This window comes from Sphingomonas trueperi (assembly GCF_011927635.1).
Taxonomy (GTDB): Bacteria; Pseudomonadota; Alphaproteobacteria; order Sphingomonadales; family Sphingomonadaceae; genus Sphingomonas; species Sphingomonas trueperi.
Genome location: NZ_JAATJB010000001.1, coordinates 485,250 through 505,127, shown reverse-complemented (window position 1 = coordinate 505,127; position 19,878 = coordinate 485,250). Strand labels below are relative to the sequence as shown.

Genomic DNA, 19,878 nt, shown 5'->3' with positions numbered 1-19,878 from the left:
AGGTTTGACTTTCCCCTTGAAATACATGCCTGATCCGAAACGGGCATGATCGGCCCGGAGAACGGGGACGGGTCACTTTGCGACGCTCGCTGATCCTGATGGGTCTTACCGGTCTGCTGCCGATCGTCGTCCTCGGCTCGGCCTATGGCGCAGTCACCCTGCGCGAGCAGCGCGCCGCGCTCGATCGCCAGGCGGCGCTCGCCAGCCGATCGACCGCGCGGCTCGTCGGCCGCGAGATCGCCGCGACGGTGGACGCGGTGAAGATGATCAGCCGCTCGCCGACGCTCGACGGCGGCATCGATCGCCCCCGCTTCGCCGAGCTCGCGCGCCGGCTGCTGACGGACCATCCTGGTTGGGCGACGCTGAGCGTTGCCGATTCCGAGGGCAACCGCCTGCTCGACCTGCCCGCGCCGATCGGCGGCAAGCTGGGCAAGGTGATCGATCCGGTCAGCCTCGCCCGCGCGGTGCGCACCCGCCAGCCGCAGGTCGGCCATGTCATCCGGGGTCCCCGCCTGACTGCGTTCGCGGTGCGCGCCCCCGTGCTGAACCATGGCGCGGCGCCCTATGTCGTCTCCGCCATCGTGCCGATCACCGCCATGCAGCACCTGCTGTTCGCCGAGGAGATTTCCCCCGGCTGGCGGCTGCGGATCTTCGACAAGCGCGGCGCGGTGATCGCCCAGTCCGGCGCGAGCGGAACGGAAGCGATGCAGTCCGCCGTGGCGCCGGTGCCCGAATCCGGCTGGCAGGTGGAAGTGGCGGTGCCGCGGGGCAGCTTCGCCGCGCTCACTCGCCAGGCGCGGATCGTGCTGATCGGCGGGAGCATCGTCGCGCTGGCGCTGTTCGCGGCACTGGCCTTCGCCCTCACGCGCGAACTCCGCCGCTTCCGCCAGCGCCAGGCCGCGACGCTGCAGGCGCAGCGGCTGGAAGCGCTTGGGCGGCTGACCGGCGGCGTCGCGCATGATCTCAACAACCTGCTGACCCCCATCCTGGGCGGGCTGGACCTGCTGCGCGCGCGGATCGGCGAGGATGCCAAGGCACGCCGCTATATCGACAGCGCGACGAGCAGCGCCGAGCGTGCCCGCGCCCTGGTCGCGCGGCTGCTCGCCTATGCCAAGCGCCAGGCGCTGACGCCCGAGGCGATCGACGTCGTCGCGCTGCTCGCCGACCTGCACGAGCTGCTCCAGCGCTCGGTGGGGCCGACGATCATCTGCACGATCCGCAGCGCGCCCGACCTTCCCCCCGTCCGCGCCGATCGCAACCAGCTGGAGCTGGCGGTGCTCAACCTGGTGATCAACGCGCGCGATGCGATCAAGACCGATGGCCGCGTCAGCGGCACGATCATCGTCGAGACCCGCCTGCCCCGCCGCGACGAGGTACGCGGCCTCGCCCGCGGCGACTATCTGGCGCTGGTCGTGCACGATGACGGCTGCGGCATGGACGCGGCCACGCTGCGCCGCGCGCTGGAGCCCTTCTTCACCACCAAGGCAGGCGACCGTGGCACCGGGCTGGGTCTGTCGATGGTCCATGGCTTTGCCGAGCAATCGGCCGGGCGACTGCTGCTGGAAAGCGCGCCGGGCCAGGGCACCAGCGCAACCCTGATCCTGCCCGCGACCGACTCCCCCGCCCCCGCGCTCGACACGCTGCGCGAGCGGCCGACTCGCACCGCCGAGATCCTGCTGGTCGACGACGATCCCGCCGTCCGCGAAGCGGCGGCCGAAGTGCTCCGCGCGCACGGCCACGTTGTTGCCGAGGCGGAATCGCTGAGCCAGGGCATGGCGGCCCTTTCCGGCGCGCCCCAGACCGCGCTGGTCATCACCGACTACATGATGCCGGGCGGCACCGGCGGCGAGTTCATCACCCGTGCCCGCGACGCCGGGCTGCCCCAGCCCTTCCTGCTGCTGACCGGCTATACCGACGCGGCGGAGGATCTGCCGGGCGACGTGCCCCAGCTGCGCAAGCCCTTCCGCGAGCGCGAGCTGCTCGACGCGGTGGACGCGCTGCTCGGCTGAGCGGTCACATCGCGCCGGGGGCGGGCAGCCAGGCGGGATCGAAGCGGATTCGCCGCGGCGGCACCGGCGACAGTTTCCGCAGCGCCTCGATATTGCCGAGCACGACCCTCTGGCCATGCCGGGCGATCAAGCCTTCGCGCTCAAGCAGCCGCATCGTCCGGTTGACGTGCACGGCGGTGAGCCCCAGCACGTCGCCCAGCAATTCCTGGGTCAACGGCATGTCGAAGCGGCCTTCCTCCGCCGCGCCGATCTTCGCCAGCCGGTCGTGCAGGTCGAGCAGCAGCCGCACCATCCGCTCGCGCGCCGACGACTTACCCATCGCCGCGACGCTATCCATCAGCGCCAGCCGTTCGACCTGGACCGACATCAACAGCAGCGGACCCAGTCGCGGAGAGGCGATCAACACGTCGCGGAGTCGTTCCAGCGGTACCGCCGCGACCCGACATTCGGTCACCGCCGCCAGCGTGTCGGCGGCGGTGTCCAGCACCATGCTGGGCGTGCCCATCATGTCGCCGGTGATGTGGATCTTGACGATCTGCCGCTGGCCGGCCGGCAGCCGGATCGCCGCGGTGGCCCAGCCTTCGAGCAGCAGGTAGATCGCCTGCACCGGATCGCGTTCGCGGCGGATCGTGCCGCCCCGACGCACGACGATCTCCGGATCGCCCATCCCGCGCAGGGCTTCGGCTTCCGCTTGCGTGAGCGACGCCTGTTCGTGAAATCGCGTCAACGGGTAGTTCGGCACCCCGGATGCTCCCCTGTCCTGGATGTGTCCCCTGCCGGCAGAACGACGGCGAATGGAGGGGCGGCCCGCTGTCCGGGGCCGCGCCGCTCGCGAAACAATGCCTAGCGGGCGGGGGTCCCACTGACAATTCCATCCTGGGTAGTATTCGCCTTAACCTGTTATAAGGTTTGACCTTTCATCCGTGAAGCCTTTGCTTGGCTCACACCTCCGGCAGCTGCTCGAGCAGCTTGTCCGGGGTGATCGGGAAACTCCGCACGCGCACCCCGCAGGCATGGTGGATCGCATTGGCGATCGCCCCCGCCGCGCCGCAGATTCCGAGCTCGCCGACGCCCTTGGCCTGGAGCGGGCTGCCGGCGGAATCGCGCTCGTCGACCAGCACGACGTCGAGCGCGGGCACGTCGGCATTCACCGGCACATGATATTCGGCGAGGTCGTGGTTGACGAGGTGGCCGTCGCGCGGATCGAACACGAGCTCCTCGGTCAGCGCGCTGCCGATCCCCCACACCATGCCGCCCAGGCACTGCGAGGTCGCGGTCTTCGCGTTGAGCGCGCGGCCCAGCCCGAACGCGCCGGTCATCCGCCGCACCCGCGTCTCGCCGGTATAGGCGTTGACGCCGACCTCGACGAAGAAGGCGCCGTACATCGCGATGGCGAATTTCTCGTCGATCCCGCCATTCTTGAAATGGCCCGTCTCGGCAAGGTCGGTCTTGAGCAGCTCGGTAAAGGGGATGCGGCGGTTGCCGGCGATCGCCTCGCCGTCCTTGAGCGTGAGATCGGATTCCTCGACGCCGAGCTGCTGGGCGAGTTGTTCTCGGATCGCCTCGCAGGCGACCATCACCGCCGAACCGGTCGATGCCGCCCCCCAGCTGCCGCCCGACCCCGAGCCCGGCGGGAAGCGGGTGTCGCCGAGCTGCACGAGGATCTTCTCCGGCGGCAGGCCGAGCATCTCGCCGGCGATCTGGCCGAGAATGGCATAGGTGCCGGTGCCGATATCGGTCATGTCGCTTTCGACCACGGCCGTGCCGTCGGTCGACAGCGTTACCCTGGCCTGGGCTTCGTTGAGATTGTGGACGCGGCTGGCGCTGGCCATGCCGGTGCCGATCCACCATTCGCTCTCGCGGCGCTGGAGCGGACGGCGATCGCTGCCGTCCCAGCCGAAGCGCTCGGCGCCGACCTTGAGGCATTCCGCCAGCCGCCGCGAGCTGTAGGGCAGCCCTTCGCTCGGATGCTGCTCGGGGATGTTGCGCAGCCGCAGCTCGACGGGATCGATGCCGCTGGCGAGCGCCAGCTCGTCCATCGCCGCTTCGAGGCACTGCATGCCCACCGCCTCGCCCGGCGCACGGACCGAGCCGGCGGTCATCCGGTGAATGCGGGCGAGGTCGATGCGCAGCGTGCGGTGCGCGCCGCGATAGAGGAACTCGCTCGCCTGCGTCACCGGCTCGGCGAACTTCTCGCCCGGCAGGTTGGAAACCCAGGCCTCGTGCCCGAAGCCGTCCAGCCGCCCCTCGGCATCTGCGGCGAGGCGGATGCGCTGGCGCGTCTCGGAGCGGCGCATCACGCACTGGAACACTTGCTGGCGGCTCATCACCACCCGCACCGGCCGCCCGAGCTCGATTGCCGCCACCGCCGCCGCGGTCAGCTCCGCGCTGATGCCAAGCTTGGAGCCGAAGCCGCCGCCGACATAGGGGGAGATCAGCCGCACCTGCTCGGGCTGGAGGCCCAGCGCGTCAGCCAGTTCCTTCTGGTTGTATTTGAGCATCTGCAGGCTCGAATGGGCGGTGAGCGTGTTGCCGTCCCATTCGGCGATGCTGGCATGCGGCTCCATCGCGGCGCTCGCATGGCCCTCGGTGGTGTAGGTGACGTCGACTGCGTGGGCGGCATCGCGCATCGCCGCGTCGAGATTGCCCTGCTGCACCGGCTCGCCGAACGATTCGTGGGAAGCGTGGCTATCCTCGGAATCGAGCGGCACCTTGGCGGGATCATCGGTGCGATAGGCGATCCGCAGCCGCGTGGCGGCATCGCGCGCCTGCTCGAAGGTCTCGGCGACGACAAGGGCTACCGGCTGGCCGTAATAGTCGACCTTGTGGATCTCGCGCACCGGCGACTTGCCCGCGCCGCCCTGCGCCGAGCGGGTGATCATCCGCGGATCGGCGATCACCGCCAGCACGCCGGGCATGGCGAGCACGGGGCCGGACTCGATCTCGACCACCTCGCCGCGGCTGATCGTCGCGAGGACGAGCACGCCCTCCGCGCACTCGGGAATCACATATTCCGCCGCATAGGGCGCGACGCCCGCCGTCTTGGCGCTGCCATCGGGCCTGTCGAGCGGGCGACCGATGATGCCCTGCGCCATCGCATCGAGCCGGTTGCGCTCATCCGGCTTGTCCATAGTGTACAGGCGAGTCACAGCGTACCTCCCGTCGCTTCGCGCAGCACGGCCTTGAGCGTGCGGCGGGTGAGCGGAATCTTGAAATCGTTGCTGCCCTGCTCGCGGGCCTCGTCGAGCAGCAGCGCGGCCGCCTGGTCGAACAGCGCGTCGGAGGGCGCCTCGCCTTCGAGCAGCGCCTCGACGCGCGGGTCATGCCACGGCTTGTGCGCCAGGCCGCCAAAGGCGAGCCGCGCCTTGGCGATCACGCCGTCCTCGACCTGGAGCACCGCCGCCACCGAGACGAGCGCGAAGGCATAGGAGGCGCGGTCACGGACCTTTCGGTACAGTTGAGTCCCGCCCGAGGGTGCCGGCAGCACCACGCCGGTGATCACGTCGCCGGCTTCAAGGACATTGTCGCGCTCGGGCGTGTCGCCGGGCAGGCGATGGAACTCGCGCACGGGCACCATGCGCTTCTCGCCCTTCGCGTCGTGGATCTCGACCGTGGCGTCCAGCGCGGAGAGCGCCACCGCCATGTCGCCCGGATAGGTGGCGATGCAGGCGTCGCTCGCGCCGAGGATGGCGTGGATCCGGTTGAACCCGCCGATCGCAGCGCAGCCGGTGCCGGGTTCGCGCTTGTTGCACGCCTGGCTGAGGTCGTAGAAATAATAGCAGCGCGTCCGCTGGCAGAGATTGCCGCCGGTGGTCGCCTTGTTGCGCAGCTGGAAGGTGGCCCCTGCCAGAATCGCGCGCGCCAGCACCGGATACTGGCCACGGATGCGCGGATCGGCCGCGCAGGCGCTGTTCGACACCAGCGCGCCGATATGTAGCCCCTCGCCATGCTCCACGATCCCGCCGAGCGGCAGGCGGTTGACGTCGACCAGCGCGCTGGGTGTTTCCACCTCCAGCTTCATCAGGTCGAGCAGATTGGTTCCGCCGGCGATCGGCTTGCCACCGTCGGCGACGAGCAGCTGGTGCGCCTCGCCCAGGCCATGGGCCTGCTGATATTCGAACGGTTTCATGCCTGCGCCTCCGCCACTTCCGCAATCGCCGCGACGATGTTGGAGTACGCGCCACAGCGGCAGAGATTGCCGCTCATCCGCTCGCGGATCTCCTCCTCGGAAAGCTTGGGGCTCCCGGCGACATCGTCGCTGACATAGCTGGTCCAGCCCGCCGCGATCTCGTCGAGCATCGCCTTGGCCGAGCAGATCTGGCCCGGCGTGCAGTATCCGCACTGATAGCCGTCGTGCCGCACGAACGCCGCCTGGAGCGGGTGCGGCGCATCGGGCGTGCCGAGCCCCTCGATCGTGGTGACGCTGTCGCCGTCATGCATCACCGCGAGGGTTAGGCAGCTGTTGATCCGCTGGCCGTTGAGCAGCACCGTGCACGCGCCGCATTGGCCGTGATCGCACCCCTTCTTGGTGCCGGTGAGGCCCGCGTCACCGCGGAGAAAATCGAGCAGACTGGTACGGGGGTCGACGTCGAGTTCGTGATCGACGCCGTTGATGGTGATGGGCATGCACGGCCTCCCTGGTCTGGGGGGCGAACGCGCAGGCATCGGGATCGGTCCCGATCAGGGTTAACAAGAATGGGAGCCGATCAATGCCCCTTGCGGGGGAGCAGGTGGAGCAGCCCGGCGATCGCGCCGCCCACGATCAGGCCGGCCACCGCCGATCCGAGCGCATAGACCAGCCATTCGACCACGCTGCCCAGTGCACCGGTCGCAGCACCGGCCACCTCGGAACCATGGTGCAGCGCGTGCGGGATCGCGCCCAGCCCAAACTCCTCCAGCCCGTGGAGCAGGATGCCGCCGCCGACCCAGGCCATCGCCGCCACGCCGATATGCGACAGCGCGGTGAGCAGCACCGGCATCGCCGTCACCAGCCCGCGCCCGAAGCCCGCCACCGCGCCGGTGGCCCCGCCGCGGCTGAGGTGCAGGCCGATATCGTCCATCTTCACGATCAGCGCCACGACGCCGTAGACGCCGATGGTGATCGCGAACGCCACCAGCACCAGCGCGCCCGCGCGGGTCACGAACGACATGTCGGCGGGGAGCTGCGACAGCGCGATCACCATGATCTCGGCCGAGAGGATCAGGTCGGTTCGGATCGCACCGAGCACCTGGCGCTTCTCCAGCGCCTTGGCATCGGTGATCGCCGCCACCTCGTCGGCGTGATGCTCGCCGAGCAGCGCCTCGAGGATCTTTTCCGCCGCCTCGAAGCAGAGATAGGCGCCGCCCAGCATCAGGATCGGCGTCAGCGCCCAGGGCGCGAAGGCGCTGAGCAGCAAAGCGAGCGGCAGGATCACGACCAGCTTGTTGGCGATCGAGCCGAGCGCGATCTTGCCGATGATCGGCAGCTCGCGATCGGGCGTGAGGCCGACGACATAGCGCGGCGTCACCGCGGTATCGTCGATCACCACGCCCGCGGCCTTCACCCCCGCGCGGCCGGCCGCAGCCCCCACGTCGTCGATCGACGCCGCCGCCAGTTTCGCCAGCGCCGCGATATCGTCCAGCAATGCGACCAGGCCACCCGCCATCAAATCCCCCTCATGTTTCGCTCGGGCTAGCCGAGATGAAGCGGAAATGCACGCGGATGGCCAAAGCTCCCGGCGGTGCGCTGCGCAGGCGCCACAAAACAGCCGTCATCCCCGCGCAGGCGGGGATCCATTGGCGCTGAAGCCGAGGTTCTTTCCCCCAGCGGCACGGAGAATGGATTCCCGCTTTCGCGGGAATGACGAAGGGTGGTTTGGGCAGGGTTCCAGCCCTCCTCGCATCGCCCGTTCAGTTCGGCAGGTCGATGGCCTTCTCGATCTTGAACTGCACCGACGCCCCCGCCGCGCCGCTGCCCGGCTGCCCGCCGCCGACGGTGGCGCGATAGGTACCGGCGAGCACCCGGTGCTGCCCTTCCACCGTCACCGTGCTGAGGTCGCGCGGCGACAGCGTGAACGTGACCTTCTGCACCTCGCCCGGCTTGAGCGACACGCGCTGGAAGCCACGCAACGCAAGCCTGGGCGCGCCGGGATCCTCGGGGAAGTTGAGGTAGAGCTGCGCCACCTCGTCGCCTGCCCGCGCCCCGGTGTTGCGCAGCTCGGCGGTGACGGTCAGCCCCGCCCCTTCGGCCTTTTCCACCACCGGCGCGGCGTAGGCGAAGCTGGTATAGCTAAGGCCATACCCGAACGGATAGACCGGCGTGCCGGTGAAGTAGCGATAGGTCCGCCCCTTCATGCTGTAGTCGCCGAAGGGCGGCAGGTCGTCGACGCTGCGGTAGAAGGTCAGCGGCAGGCGGCCCGAAGGGCTGGTCTTGCCCGAGAGGATATTGGCGATCGCGGTGCCGCCCACCTCGCCCGGATACCAGGCCTCGAGGATCGCCGCGGCATGGTCCTTGGCCCAGCTGAGGTTGATCGGGCTGCCGTTCATCGCGACGACGACCAGCGGCTTGCCGGTCGCCTTGGCGGCGTCGAGCAGCGCCTGCTGGTCGGGGAGCAGATCGAGGCTGGTCTTGTCGCCGCCCTTGAAGCCGGGGATCTGCACCGGCGATTCCTCGGCCTCCAAGTCCGAGGTGATCCCCACCACCGCGACCAGCACATCGGCCTTGGCGGCAGCCGCCTGCATCGCCGCCACCGGATCGGTGCTGATCCGCTTCCAGACGAGATCGATGCCCGAAAGCACATGCTCGTCGGTGCGCACCTCGATCGGGTAGCGCTTGCCCTTGACCAGCTGCACCTCCCGCAGCGTCGGCAGGCTGCCCCAGCCGGACTTGGTCAAGTCCACGAACGGCTTGCCGTCGAACATCATCGCCCCGCCAAAGCCGGTCAGGCCCAGCCGGTAGGTGCCGGACTCCGGGGGCACGAGGAAGCCGGTCCAGATCGTGCGGTGATGCTCGGAGACGGTCGGCAAACCGAGGCTGCGCGCCGAGACATCGGCCTCGACGCGGGTCACCACCGGCGTGTCGGCGAACTGCATCTTGGCGACCGCGTCGCGGAAGGTGCCGGGGGCGTACTCGGTGGGCGCCGGGGTCACCGGATTGAAGTAGCGCGCCAGCAGCCCCGGCTTGCCGCTGGGGGTGCGCAGCGCCGATCCCGGCACCCGGTCGCCATCGGTCACCGAGGCGCCGAAGGGGGCATAGCTGACGTTCGCGCGCGGGAAGGCACGGCGCAGGCCCTCGACCACCGAGATCGGCGGTCCCGAGAGCGACGAGGAGTAATTGCCGCGCAGCACCCGCGTTGCGTCGCCGAGCGGGCCGATCACGGCGATGCGGCTACCGCGCTTCAAGGGCAACAGACCATCGTTCTTGAGCAGTACCAGGCTCTTCTCGGCCGCATCGAGCGCCAGCGCGCGGTGCGCCGGGGCGCCGACATCGCTGGGCTTGCCCGTGGTGGTACGGATGCCCGGCAGGTCACCGTTGCGGAGCCGGGCGGAGAACAGCCGCACCAGCGCGGCATCGATCTCGCCTTGCGTGATCAGCCCCTTGGCGAGCGCATCGCGATAGCGATCGCCCAGCCCCGCCGTGTCGGTCAGCGTTGCGCCGTTGCATTCATTGTCGACGCCCGCGCGGATCGCCGCCGCCACCGCGCTGGGGCCGTCGGGCGCATAATGATGGTTGTCGCCGATGTCCTTCACCGCATCGCAATCGGAGACGACATAGCCCTTGAAGCCCCACGCGCCGCGTAGATGCTCCTTGAGCAGTTCGTCGCTGGCGCAGGCGGGCTGGCCGTCGATGCGGTTATAGGCGCACATCACCGACCCCGCCTTGCCCTCGACGATCGCAGCGCGGAACGCGGGCAGATAGGTGTCCTCCAGGTCGTGGCGCGAGACGAACACATTGGCTTCGTGGCGGGTCGATTCCGGGCCGCTATGGACGGCGAAATGCTTGGGCGTGGCGACCACGTTCGGCAGGTCCGGGTTGGGCCCCTGCATGCCCTGGATGAAGGCGACGCCGATCTTCGCGGTGAGGTACGGATCCTCGCCATAGGTCTCCTGCCCCCGCCCCCAGCGCGGATCGCGGAAGATGTTGATGTTGGGCGACCAGGTATCGAGCCCGGTGCCGATCCGCCCCATCCGGCCGGTCTGGCGGGCGAGCGCATGGAGCCCCTGCACCTCGCTGCTGATCGCGGCGGCGACGTCGTACACCAGCGGCGCATCGAAGGTCGCGGCGAGGCCGACCGGCTCGGGGAAATTGGTGGTCGGCAGCGTGCCGAGCGCGCCATGGAGCGACTCGGTCCACCAATTGTAGCGCGGGATGTTCAGCCGCGGGATCGCCGGCGCGACGTTGAGCAGCTGGGCGAACTTTTCCTCGGGCGTGAGCTGCGCGACGATCGCCGCCGCCTTGGCATCCGCCTCGGCGCGCGGATCGGCGGCGGTCTGGGCGAGCGCGGGCAGCGGCAATAGCGCGGCGGCCAGCAGCGCGGCGCGGACGGTGCGGTTCATCTGGTTTCCCCTTTGCGGTCGGTCAGACCGGTTGCAGCCCGTGTTCGTGAATCTTGCGGATCAGGTCGCGGTGGCGCGGCAGCCCGGCGCAGAGCCGTTCGGTCTGCGCCGCATTCTCGCGCATCGCGCGCTCGGCGAGCCGCTGGTCGCCCGACAGCGCCTCGGGCTCGACTTCGCTGCGGAAGCCCATGCCGTAGAGGACATATTGGTAGCTGGCGGGCGGGAAGACCTCCTCCACCCGGTCGAACTCGTCATGGAACCAGGGCGGCTGGTAGCGCCACAAGGTGAGCAGCTCCTGGAGCCGCTCGGGGATGGTCTCGGGCAGCAGATTGTCGCGCCAGAATTCGGTGTCGGTGCGCTTGGTCAGGACATAATGGAGCTTGAGGAAGTCGATGATCCGGCCCCAGCGATAGAGGGTGGTGGCGTTGAAGCGCTTGGCGACCACGTCCATCACCTCGCGCACCGCCGGCATCTGCTCGGCGATCAGCTTGGCGGAAAGCTCGATCAGCACAATCGCCGAGGCTTCCAGCGGCTCGAGGAAGCCGGCGGCGAGGCCGACCGCGACGACATTGTTCTTCCAGAAGATCTCGCGATGCCCCGAGCGGATCGGGATGCGGCGGACGGCCATGTCGGCACCGGCGGGGCCGAGATAGGCGCGCAGCGTCGCCTCGGCCTGGTCGTCGCTGGTGTGGGCCGTGGAATAGACATAGCCGGTGCCGCGCCGGGTCGGCAGGCCGATGTCCCAGATCCAGCCCGCTCCTTGCGCCGTGGAGAGGGTATGCGTGGCGATCGGAGCGTTCTCTTCCGGATAGGGAATCTGCGCGGCGAGCGCCGCGTCGCAGAAGAGGATGTCGCCGCAATCCTTGAACCTGACGCCCATCGTCTCGCCGAGCAGCAGCGAACGGAAGCCGGTGCAGTCGACGAACAGATCGCCTTCGATCCGCCCGGCCTGTTCGGTATCGATCGCGACGATGTCGCCATTCTCGGCCCGCTCGACCGCGCGGACATCGGCGAGGACGTGGCGGACGCCCAGCCTGGTGGTGCAGTGGCGCGTCAGGAAGGGCGCGAACTTTCCCGCATCGAGGTGATAGGCATAGTTGGCCTGCCCGTCATATTCGGGGGTGGCGATGGTCTTGGGGGCGAGGCCCGCATCGCAGATCCGGCCCTGCGGGGTGACCGTGTCGCAGAAGCTGCGGCCATTGGCGTTGGCGATCCAGTGCGGCACCAGGCTCAGCTGGTGGAAGCCCTGGGGGAGCATCAGCGGGTGGTAATAGGCGTCGTCCTCGGCGCCGGTGGTCCAGCGGGCGAACAGCGCGCCCTGCTTGAAGGCGGCGTCGCACTCGCGGAAGAACTCGGTTTCGGAGACGCCGATCTTGGCGAGCGTCGTCCGTAGCGTGGGCCAGGTCCCCTCGCCCACCCCGATGATCGGGATATTGGGGGACTCCACCAGCGTGACGGTGAAGCCGCCAGGCATCCGGCTCTGGTGCCGCGCGGCGATCACCCCCGCAGTGAGCCAACCGGCGGTGCCGCCGCCGACGATGACGATGTTCTGGACCCGTTTCACCCGCGCCGACCCGTGGAAAAAGAAGGGGATGCCGGACGATACCGACATCCCCAGTCGTGGGAAGAGACTTCAGAAGCGATAGCGCACGCCCGCGGTGAAGCGCCGGCCATAGGCCCACACGTCGAGCAGCTGGTTGGCGAAGCGGCCATGGGTGCTCTGCACTTCGTCGGTGATGTTGAGCGCTTCGCCGAAGATGTTGATCCGCTCGTTGATCTGGTAGCTCGCGCTCAGATCGATCTGCAGGCTGGAGTTGACGAAGGTCGGCTCGGCGCCGAACGAGCCCGTGTTCTGCGCCTGGCCGAAGGCGAGCAGATATTTGTCGCGCCAGTTGGCCGCCGCGCGGAATTCCACGCCATTCTTGTCGTAGAAGCCGACGAAGTTGGCCGAATTGGCGAGGCCGGTCACCGCGAAGCCGCTCTGGCTGATGTCGGTTGGGTCATAGGGCCGGTTGGTGTCGACGAAGGTGGCGTTGGCGATGAAGCCGAAGCCGCTGTTGCCGAAGGTGTTCTGCCAGGCGAGCTCGACGCCCTTCACCGTCGCCTTGGGGCCGTTGACCCGCTGCGACACCGCGAACTGCGCCGTGGTGCCGGTCGACGGATCGACCACGCCGTTGATCGACTGGCGCTGCACGCCCTGGACGATGAAGTTGCGCACGTCCTTCAGGAAGAAATTCACAGCAGCGTACGAGTTGCGCTGGTAATACCATTCGAGCGCGGCGTCGAAATTGTCCGCGAGATAGGGCTGCAGCGTGGGGTTGCCGCCGTCCGCGGTCAGTGCGCCGATGCGCTGGCCGACGCCGATGTTCAGCGCCGGCGTCAGCAGGTTGAGCGTCGGCCGGGTCAGCGTGCGCGAGGCATCGAGGCGCAGGTGCAGCGCATCGGTGAGCTCGAGCTTCAGGTCCATCGACGGCAGCAGGTAGGAATAGTTCGACTTGGTGGTGATCGCCTGCTGGTCGCCGAAATTGACCGTCAGCAGCGTCGGGTCGGTGGTGCTCGGCGTGATCGAGGTCGGCAGGCGGCCGATGCCGGTGGAGGAGACATGGGTCACTTCCTCGCGCACGCCGGCGTTGAAGAAGAACGGCATGCCGGCGATTTCACTCTTGAAGTTCGCCGAGACGTAGAGCGCCCAGGTCTGCTCGCCGATGTCGCGGGTGCTGCCGACATCGTTCGCCACCGCGAACTGGCCGTTGAAACCGGTGCAGCAGCTGGTGTTGTAGCCCGGAATCGTCTGGGTCTGGGGATTGCCGAGACCGGTGAGATAGGCCTGATAATCGGCCGCCGTGAAGTTGAGCAGCACCGGCGGCAGCGCGCCGGTATAGCCCGGCAGGAAATTGGTCGTGCTCACCGTGCCCTTGAACAGGCTCGCCGGGATCGCGACGCCGCCATTGGTGCCCGAGGCGGGGCCATAGCCCGAATAGGCCTGCCAATAGTTGTTGGCGAAGGTATTGGCGCTGCGGAACCGGAACTTGTCGTCGAGATAGGAGCCGCCGAAGCGCAGCGTCAGGTCGTCCTGCTGCCACTTCAGCCCCAGCCGGGCCTGCTTGATCTCGTCGGTATTCTTGTTGGCGATGTTGACGGTGACGTGGCTGCCGATCGCCGCAAGGTCGGCCCAGCGGCTGCCCGTGCCGTTGACGCCGTAATCGTGGAGGACCGGGATCACGTCCTTGCTGTCGCCGTTGATCGAAATGCCCAGCGACGGGCCGATGCCGAAGCCGTAGCCGACGTCCGCCCCCTTGGAGCTGATCCGGCCATCGGGATTGAGCCAGCTCTTCGACCAGCTGCCATCGGCCTCGACCTGCAGATTGTCGGTCGCATCCCATTTGACGTTGAGGCCGGTCTGGTTGGTGCGGCGCAGGTTGCTGTCGGTGCCCGCGGTAAAGTCGGTCTGCGAGTTGGCCTGGGTGAAGTCGGTGGTCGTCCCGTTCGCGTCGAGCTTGACGTTGCGCAGGCTGCCCTGGTTGAACCAGATGCCGAAGCCGAAATTATCGGTGTTGACCCGCTGGTCCGAGAAATTGTTGTCGAGCGTCAGCAGCACGCCGTCCGCCGGCTTCCACTGCAGCGCGATCCGCCCGTCGATCCGCTCGTCGCGCGTATAGTTCTGCGTCGCGCCGAACTGCTGCTCGAACCAGCCGACCACGGTCTGGCGGTTGCTGGGCGTGGCATAGGCCGCCGAAGTGGTATCGCTGGTCGGGTTGCAGCTCGTCGCGGTGCTGCCCGCCAGCTGGCACGGCGCATAGCGGCCGCCCGGCCAGCCATGGACGAACACGTTGTTGGTCTGTGTGTCGTGCCGCGTGTAGATCGCGTTGGCGAGGATGCCGAAGGTGTCGTCGGCGAAGGTCTTGCTGATCAGCAGGCCGCCCGTGGGCACCACCTTCCCCGCATCGTCCTGGATCGACCCCGATACCGACGCGGCGAGATGGAATCCCGGCCGGTCGAACGGCTTGGGATAGGCGACGTTGATCGTCGCGCCGATCGAGCTCGATGACAGCGAGACGTCGGGCGTCTTGAGCACGGTCAGCCCGCCGACAAAGTCCGAGCCGACGGTGGAGAAGTCGATCGAACGGCCGCCGGTGGCGGTCGACAGGCGCCGCCCGTCGACCAGCGTCTCGTTGAAGTCGCCGCCGAAACCACGGACGGTGACGCCGTTGGGCTCGCCGCGCGGCCCGTCGCGCTGGATCGAGATGCCCGGCAGGCGCTGCAGCGAGGCCGCGACGTTCGAATCCGGAAACTTGCCGATATCCTCGGACGAGATCTGCTCGATCACCCCGGAGGCATTACGTTTCGCATCCAGATTGCGTTGCAACGAACCGCGAATACCGGTGACGATGATCTCTTCGTCCTGCGCCTGGCTGGTCGACGGTGCCGTCGTCTGCGCCTGTGCCGGCGTGATCAGGCTGAGCGCCATCACGCTCGTGGCCCCCGCCAGTACATGCCGCGCAAGACGCGCGCGCCGCTGCGAAGAACCCATTCCGACGATGTTCGGCATGTGCTTACCCCCTCCGTGTTATTGTTGGGATCGATACAGACCCGCACGCGCTACACCGCAGTGCAACGCAACATATGCTCGGAGATTAGGCGCAAGCCTTCGCATCCGCACAAATAGCGGCACAACATCCTCCCCGATTCATTCTTCTTCTGCGAATCTGTAATGAAGTGTAGCCGTTAGCGTTAGCGCTATCAACTGGTTTTTGTCGGGGTATTCTTGTCCTTTAGTCAGGCCATTGGCGTCGGCGGCGCGAGCCGATATGCAGACCGGGGCGCACCACGCGCGGATGGAGAGGACAGGAATGGCTGAAGGCGTGACGTTGCTCGATTCGGTGGAGCATCGCGATCTGCGGATCCGTCCCGCCACCGGGCCCCTGCCCTATTTCGTCCCGGTCGTGGCGTCCGAGTTCGCCGCCGCGGCCGCCGCCTGCCCGGTGCTGCTCACCAAGGACGCCGAGACCGGGCGCTTCTATGTCGGCGCGATGCTGGGCTTCCAGCCGGGGGAATCGCTGGTCGAGCTCCGCGCCGGCGAAGGCTTCTGGCCGCTCCATGTCGAGCGCCAGGGCTTCTTCATCGCCGGCGATTCGATCGCGATCGACCCCAAGGATAGCCGCTTCGGCGGAGAAGCGGGCGAGCCGCTGTTCGGCGACGACGGCGCCCCCGCCCCGGCCTTGCGCGGCATCCAGCAGACGCTGGCCCAGCTGCACCGCGGCGTGGACGAGACCCAGGCCTTTGTTGACGCGCTGCTCGCCCACAAGCTGCTCGAGCCGATCGACGTGACACTGCGCTTCGACGACGGCACGTCGCTCGACCTGACCGGGCTCTACACGGTGAGCCTGGATTCGCTCCACGCGCTGGACGACGGCGCGGTGCTCGCGCTGTTCCGCGCCGGGCATCTCCAGCTCGCCTATGCGCTTGCCGGGTCGCTGCGGCAGATTGCGGTGCTCGCGGCGCGGCGCAACCGCCGGCTCGCGGCCTGACGATGCTCCGCGAGATCGCCGCCGACATTCCTCCCGCCGACTTCGCCGAGGCACGCCGCGCCTGCCAGCCGATCATGCTGCGGGGCGCGGCGGCGGCCCTTCCCGTCACCCGGGCGGCGGCCAGTATCGAAGGCCTGTGCCGCTATCTGTGCCACTTCGACAGCGGGCGGACGGCGCAGGCGTTCGTCGGCGATCCGGCGATCGGCGGGCGCTATGCCTATGGCGAGCAGCCCGACGGCTTCAACTTTGCGCGCGAAACGCTCGGCCTCGCCGCGGCGCTGGACCGCATCGCCCGCGCCGCCGCCGCATCCGACCAGCCCAGCGTCTATTGCGGCTCGCTCCCCGCCGAGGATCATCTGCCTGGCTTCGCCGAGGCCAATCCCCTGCCGCTGGTGCCGCAAGGCGTGCTGCCGCGCCTGTGGATCGGCAACGCCTCGACGATCGCCTGCCATTATGACCGGTTCGACAATCTCGCCTGCGTGATCGCCGGCGAGCGCCGCTTCACGCTCTATCCACCCGATGCGATCGGCGATCTCTATATCGGCCCGATCGACCATACGATGGCGGGCCAGCCGGTGAGCCTCGCCGCCACCGCAGCCCCGCAGGATCCCCGTTACCCCCGCTTCGCCGCCGCCCAGGCGCGCGCGCTGACGGTGACGCTCCACCCCGGCGATGCGCTCTACCTACCCAAGCTCTGGTGGCACCAGGTCGAAGCGACCGCGCCGTTCAACCTGCTGATGAACTATTGGTGGGACGATTTCGCCAGCGGCCCCGATTCCCCCTATACCGCGCTGCTGCTGGCAATGACGACGCTTGCCGAACGCCCTCCGCCCGAGCGCGCGGCGTGGCGCGCCTTTTTCGACCACTACGCCTTCCGCCGCGACGGCCACCCGCTCGCCCATCTGCCGCCCGAGCGGCACGGCATCCTCGCCGACAGCCGCGAGAATCGCGGGCGGATCCGCGCCTTCGTGATGCAGCTGCTGCGCGGCGGCTGACGCTCAGCTGTGCTCGGTGCCGAAGGCGCGGTCGCCCGCGTCGCCGAGGCCCGGCACGATATAGCTGTGCGCGTTGAGCTCGGCATCGAGCCCCGCCGTCCAGATCGCGACATCGGGATGCGCCGCCCGCACCGCCGCCACGCCCGGGCGTGCGGCAAGCAGGCACACGAAGCGCAGGTCGCGCGCGCCCGCCGCCTTCAGCCGATCGAGCGCCGCCACCGCGCTGTTGCCGGTCGCCAGCATCGGATCGACCATCAGCACGGGTCGCGCCGCGATGTCCGCAGGCGCCTTGAAATAATATTCGATCGCCTCGAGCGTCTGCGGATCGCGATACAGGCCGAGATGCGCCACCGCCGCCTCGGGGAGCAGATCGAGCAGGCCCTCGGCCATGGCGAGTCCCGCGCGCAGTACCGGCACGACCACCGGCGGCGCGCAGCCCAGCACCGGCGATTCCATCGCCGCCACCGGCGTCTCGATCGCCAGCGGCGCCAGCGGCAGGTCGGCCAGCGCCGCTGCGCCGACCAGGGTCGCCACCGCGCGCAATTCGGCGCGGAAGCGCTCGGGCGGCGTGGTCCGGTCGCGCAGCCGGGTGAGGCGGTGCTGGACCAGCGGGTGGGCGACGATCGTCAGCCCGGCGATATCGGGTTCGGCCATGGCCGGGTGGTGCGCGATGCACCGCCGGCATGCAAGCCGGCGGTGCACGCGATCAGCGAACGACCGGGAACTCGTACACCGCGGTCGCGATCGCCGGCACGGTGAGAGAACGGCCGAGCGCCGGCACCCGCGCCTCGCCGATCGTCACGCCGGGTGCCGCGCCGACCTTGTTCTCCGCCGCGAGCGACGCGCCGGTGAGCAACCAGCGCCGCCCCGCCCCGCGCGTGCGCACGCCCTGCAGCGCGATGGCGACGGTCTGGGGCTTCACCGTCGCGTTGACGATGGCGATCTTGAGCGTCCGCCCGTCGGCGCTGAGCGCGGCGATCATGTCGAGCGGCCAGGTCGCGCTGCCCGCCTTCACCTGCGGGTGGCTGTAGCCGACGACATATTTGGGATCCGGCTGCGGCACGTTGCCGTCGAGCGCGATCGGCACCGTGCCCGCACCGAAATGCGCGCCGTACAGCTTGAACACCATGCCGGTGGCGTTGAGCGTCGAGGCAGTGGGCGTGATGTCCATCGTCGAGGCGCCGGTGGTGAAAGCGCTCATCGTCAGGAAATCGGTGTGGCGCAGCATTTCCTGCAGCACCATCGAATAGGCGAGCGCGTTCTTGAGCGTCGGCGGGCCGAAATAGGCGTACTCGTCCATCGACAGGAAGATCTTGTCGCGGCGCAGCGCCGGGAAGCGCTGCTCGTAGATCTTCCACTCCTCGGCCTTCATCCGCACCTGGTTGGAAGGCGAACGGACATATTCGAGCAGTTCGGCATCGGCGGGGGCATCGGGGCGCTGCTCGGCGCGGTCGTACCAATGCTCGCTCACCCCGGCGAAATTGCCCCAGGCCTTGGCGAACAGCCCGCCGGTCCAATCCTCGTCGGTGCCGAACTTGTGCTGGATACTGGCCAGCGTCGGGTTCTCCTTGGTGCCCTTGGGATGCATCTGGTCGGGCATCGCGCCCGATCCGATCAGCACGATGCCCGGATCCTTGGCGCGCATCGCCCGGGCGAACTCGTTGTGCTTGATCATGAAATAATCGAGCGTCGTGCGGCCGATCTGCCACCAGCCATAGGGCTCGTTGCCGATGTTCCAGAAGCGCACGCCGTACGGCGCCGGATGACCGTTGGCGGCGCGCTTGGCGCCCCATTCGCTGGTCGCCGGGCCGTTGAGATACTCGACCTCCTCGGCTGCGGAGTTGGCATCGCCCAGCCCGGCATTGACCGTGACATAGGGCTCGACGCCGACCAGTTTCGCCAGCGTCATCCACTCGTCCATGCCCTGGTCGTTGGTCTGCATTGCGCTCCAGGCGTGGTCGAACATCGGCGGACGCTTGTCGCGCGGGCCGATCGCCTCGTGCCAGTCCCAGTCGGAGAGGAAATTGCCGCCGGGGAGCCGCCAGAAGCCCGAGTTGAGCGTCCTGGCGAGCGCGGTGGTGTCCGCCCGCCAGCCGTCGATATTGTCCTCGGGCATCAGCGATACCGCCGCCACGCGGAAGCGGCCGCTGCCCGTGCCGGTGATCGCGAAGCGGGCATCCGTGCTGTCGGCCTGGGGGGTGAAGGCGAAGGTCACCCGCTGCCAGCCCGGCGCCGGGGCCGGCAGCGCCACGGTTTCGCCATCGCCGCGCCCCTGCCCCCAGGCGAGCCGCACCTGCACGCGCGCACCGGCATCGCCGTTCAGCCACAGCGAACCGACATAGCGCTTGCCCTTGGCGATGCCGATGCCGTCTTGCGAGAGGCCGCGCGGGGTCGTCGCATCAAGGGCGACGCTGGGGCTTTGCGTACCGACATAGGGGTCGTGCGTGTCCATGGTGACGGCGTCGTCGCCGCCGACCGGGCGCCATTTGCGATAGGCGACCCCGGGCCGCCCCTCGGCATTGGGCGGCGGCGGCACGTCGCGCGCGGCGGGTACCACCGGATAGTAGAATTTGCGGTCGTCGAGCATCTCGGCCCACAGCGTCCGCGCGACCAGGCCGCCGATCGGTTCGATGAACATGCCATATTCATATCGGGTGACGGGCGCCGAGGCGCGGCCCGCATCGATCGTCGCCTGCAGGGTCTGTGCACCTGCCGGCGAAATGGTGCACGCGAACAACAAGGCAGACATGCCGGTGCGCAACCGTGCCATATTCCTCTCCCTCTTTTTATTTACTCCGAGCTGTTGTATCC

Annotated in this window: 13 protein-coding genes; 3 read left to right on the top strand and 10 right to left on the bottom strand. The window is 68.6% G+C overall.

Features of this window, described 5'->3' with window-relative positions; translation table 11 throughout:
- The first annotated feature begins 98 nt into the window (after positions 1-98).
- Complete coding sequence (locus tag GGR89_RS02335) at positions 99-2,009, top strand: hybrid sensor histidine kinase/response regulator (protein ID WP_245201530.1); 1,911 nt, start codon at positions 99-101, stop codon at positions 2,007-2,009.
- Between the two features lie 4 nt (positions 2,010-2,013).
- Here GGR89_RS02335 and GGR89_RS02330 read toward each other — a convergent pair whose 3' ends face one another.
- From GGR89_RS02330 to GGR89_RS02295, 8 genes are all read right to left on the bottom strand, one after another.
- Positions 2,014-2,751: a Crp/Fnr family transcriptional regulator gene (locus GGR89_RS02330; protein WP_241213167.1), complete on the bottom strand. Its 738-nt coding sequence runs from the start codon at positions 2,749-2,751 to the stop codon at positions 2,014-2,016.
- 199 nt (positions 2,752-2,950) lie between these two features.
- Positions 2,951-5,140: a xanthine dehydrogenase family protein molybdopterin-binding subunit gene (locus GGR89_RS02325; protein WP_125973297.1), complete on the bottom strand. Its 2,190-nt coding sequence runs from the start codon at positions 5,138-5,140 to the stop codon at positions 2,951-2,953.
- Between the two features lie 14 nt (positions 5,141-5,154).
- Positions 5,155-6,138 carry an FAD binding domain-containing protein gene (locus GGR89_RS02320; protein ID WP_125973140.1) on the bottom strand — a complete coding sequence of 328 codons (984 nt, stop codon included), beginning with the start codon at positions 6,136-6,138 and terminating at the stop codon, positions 5,155-5,157.
- Positions 6,135-6,635 carry a 2Fe-2S iron-sulfur cluster-binding protein gene (locus tag GGR89_RS02315; RefSeq protein ID WP_125973138.1) on the bottom strand — a complete coding sequence of 167 codons (501 nt, stop codon included), beginning with the start codon at positions 6,633-6,635 and terminating at the stop codon, positions 6,135-6,137. The genes GGR89_RS02320 and GGR89_RS02315 overlap by 4 nt, the downstream gene beginning before the upstream one ends.
- 80 nt (positions 6,636-6,715) lie before the next feature.
- Entirely contained in the window at positions 6,716-7,654 is a 939-nt protein-coding gene (locus GGR89_RS02310) for a DUF808 domain-containing protein (RefSeq protein ID WP_125973136.1), read from the bottom strand.
- 244 nt (positions 7,655-7,898) lie between these two features.
- Entirely contained in the window at positions 7,899-10,544 is a 2,646-nt protein-coding gene (locus GGR89_RS02305; RefSeq protein ID WP_125973134.1) for a glycoside hydrolase family 3 C-terminal domain-containing protein, read from the bottom strand.
- Between the two features lie 22 nt (positions 10,545-10,566).
- Positions 10,567-12,156: a tryptophan halogenase family protein gene (locus GGR89_RS02300; protein ID WP_209092081.1), complete on the bottom strand. Its 1,590-nt coding sequence runs from the start codon at positions 12,154-12,156 to the stop codon at positions 10,567-10,569.
- A 21-nt stretch (positions 12,157-12,177) separates the two neighbouring features.
- Positions 12,178-15,012: a TonB-dependent receptor gene (locus tag GGR89_RS02295; protein WP_245201529.1), complete on the bottom strand. Its 2,835-nt coding sequence runs from the start codon at positions 15,010-15,012 to the stop codon at positions 12,178-12,180.
- 382 nt (positions 15,013-15,394) lie between these two features.
- Between GGR89_RS02295 and GGR89_RS02290 the strand changes: the two genes are divergently transcribed.
- The gene (locus tag GGR89_RS02290; RefSeq protein ID WP_125973132.1) at positions 15,395-16,072 is read left to right on the top strand and encodes a SapC family protein; all 678 of its coding nucleotides are present in this window, start codon (positions 15,395-15,397) and stop codon (positions 16,070-16,072) included.
- 2 nt (positions 16,073-16,074) lie between these two features.
- Positions 16,075-17,067, top strand: a complete 993-nt coding sequence (locus tag GGR89_RS02285) for a cupin-like domain-containing protein (RefSeq protein ID WP_125973130.1) — start codon at positions 16,075-16,077, stop codon at positions 17,065-17,067.
- Positions 17,068-17,070: 3 nt separating this feature from the next.
- Here the strand turns inward: GGR89_RS02285 and upp are convergent, their stop codons facing one another.
- Both upp and GGR89_RS02275 read right to left on the bottom strand, forming a co-directional pair.
- Positions 17,071-17,721, bottom strand: a complete 651-nt coding sequence (gene upp, locus GGR89_RS02280; RefSeq protein WP_125973128.1) for a uracil phosphoribosyltransferase — start codon at positions 17,719-17,721, stop codon at positions 17,071-17,073.
- 52 nt (positions 17,722-17,773) lie between these two features.
- The gene (locus GGR89_RS02275) at positions 17,774-19,837 is read right to left on the bottom strand and encodes an alpha-L-arabinofuranosidase C-terminal domain-containing protein (RefSeq protein WP_206434261.1); all 2,064 of its coding nucleotides are present in this window, start codon (positions 19,835-19,837) and stop codon (positions 17,774-17,776) included.
- Positions 19,838-19,878: the final 41 nt, after the last annotated feature.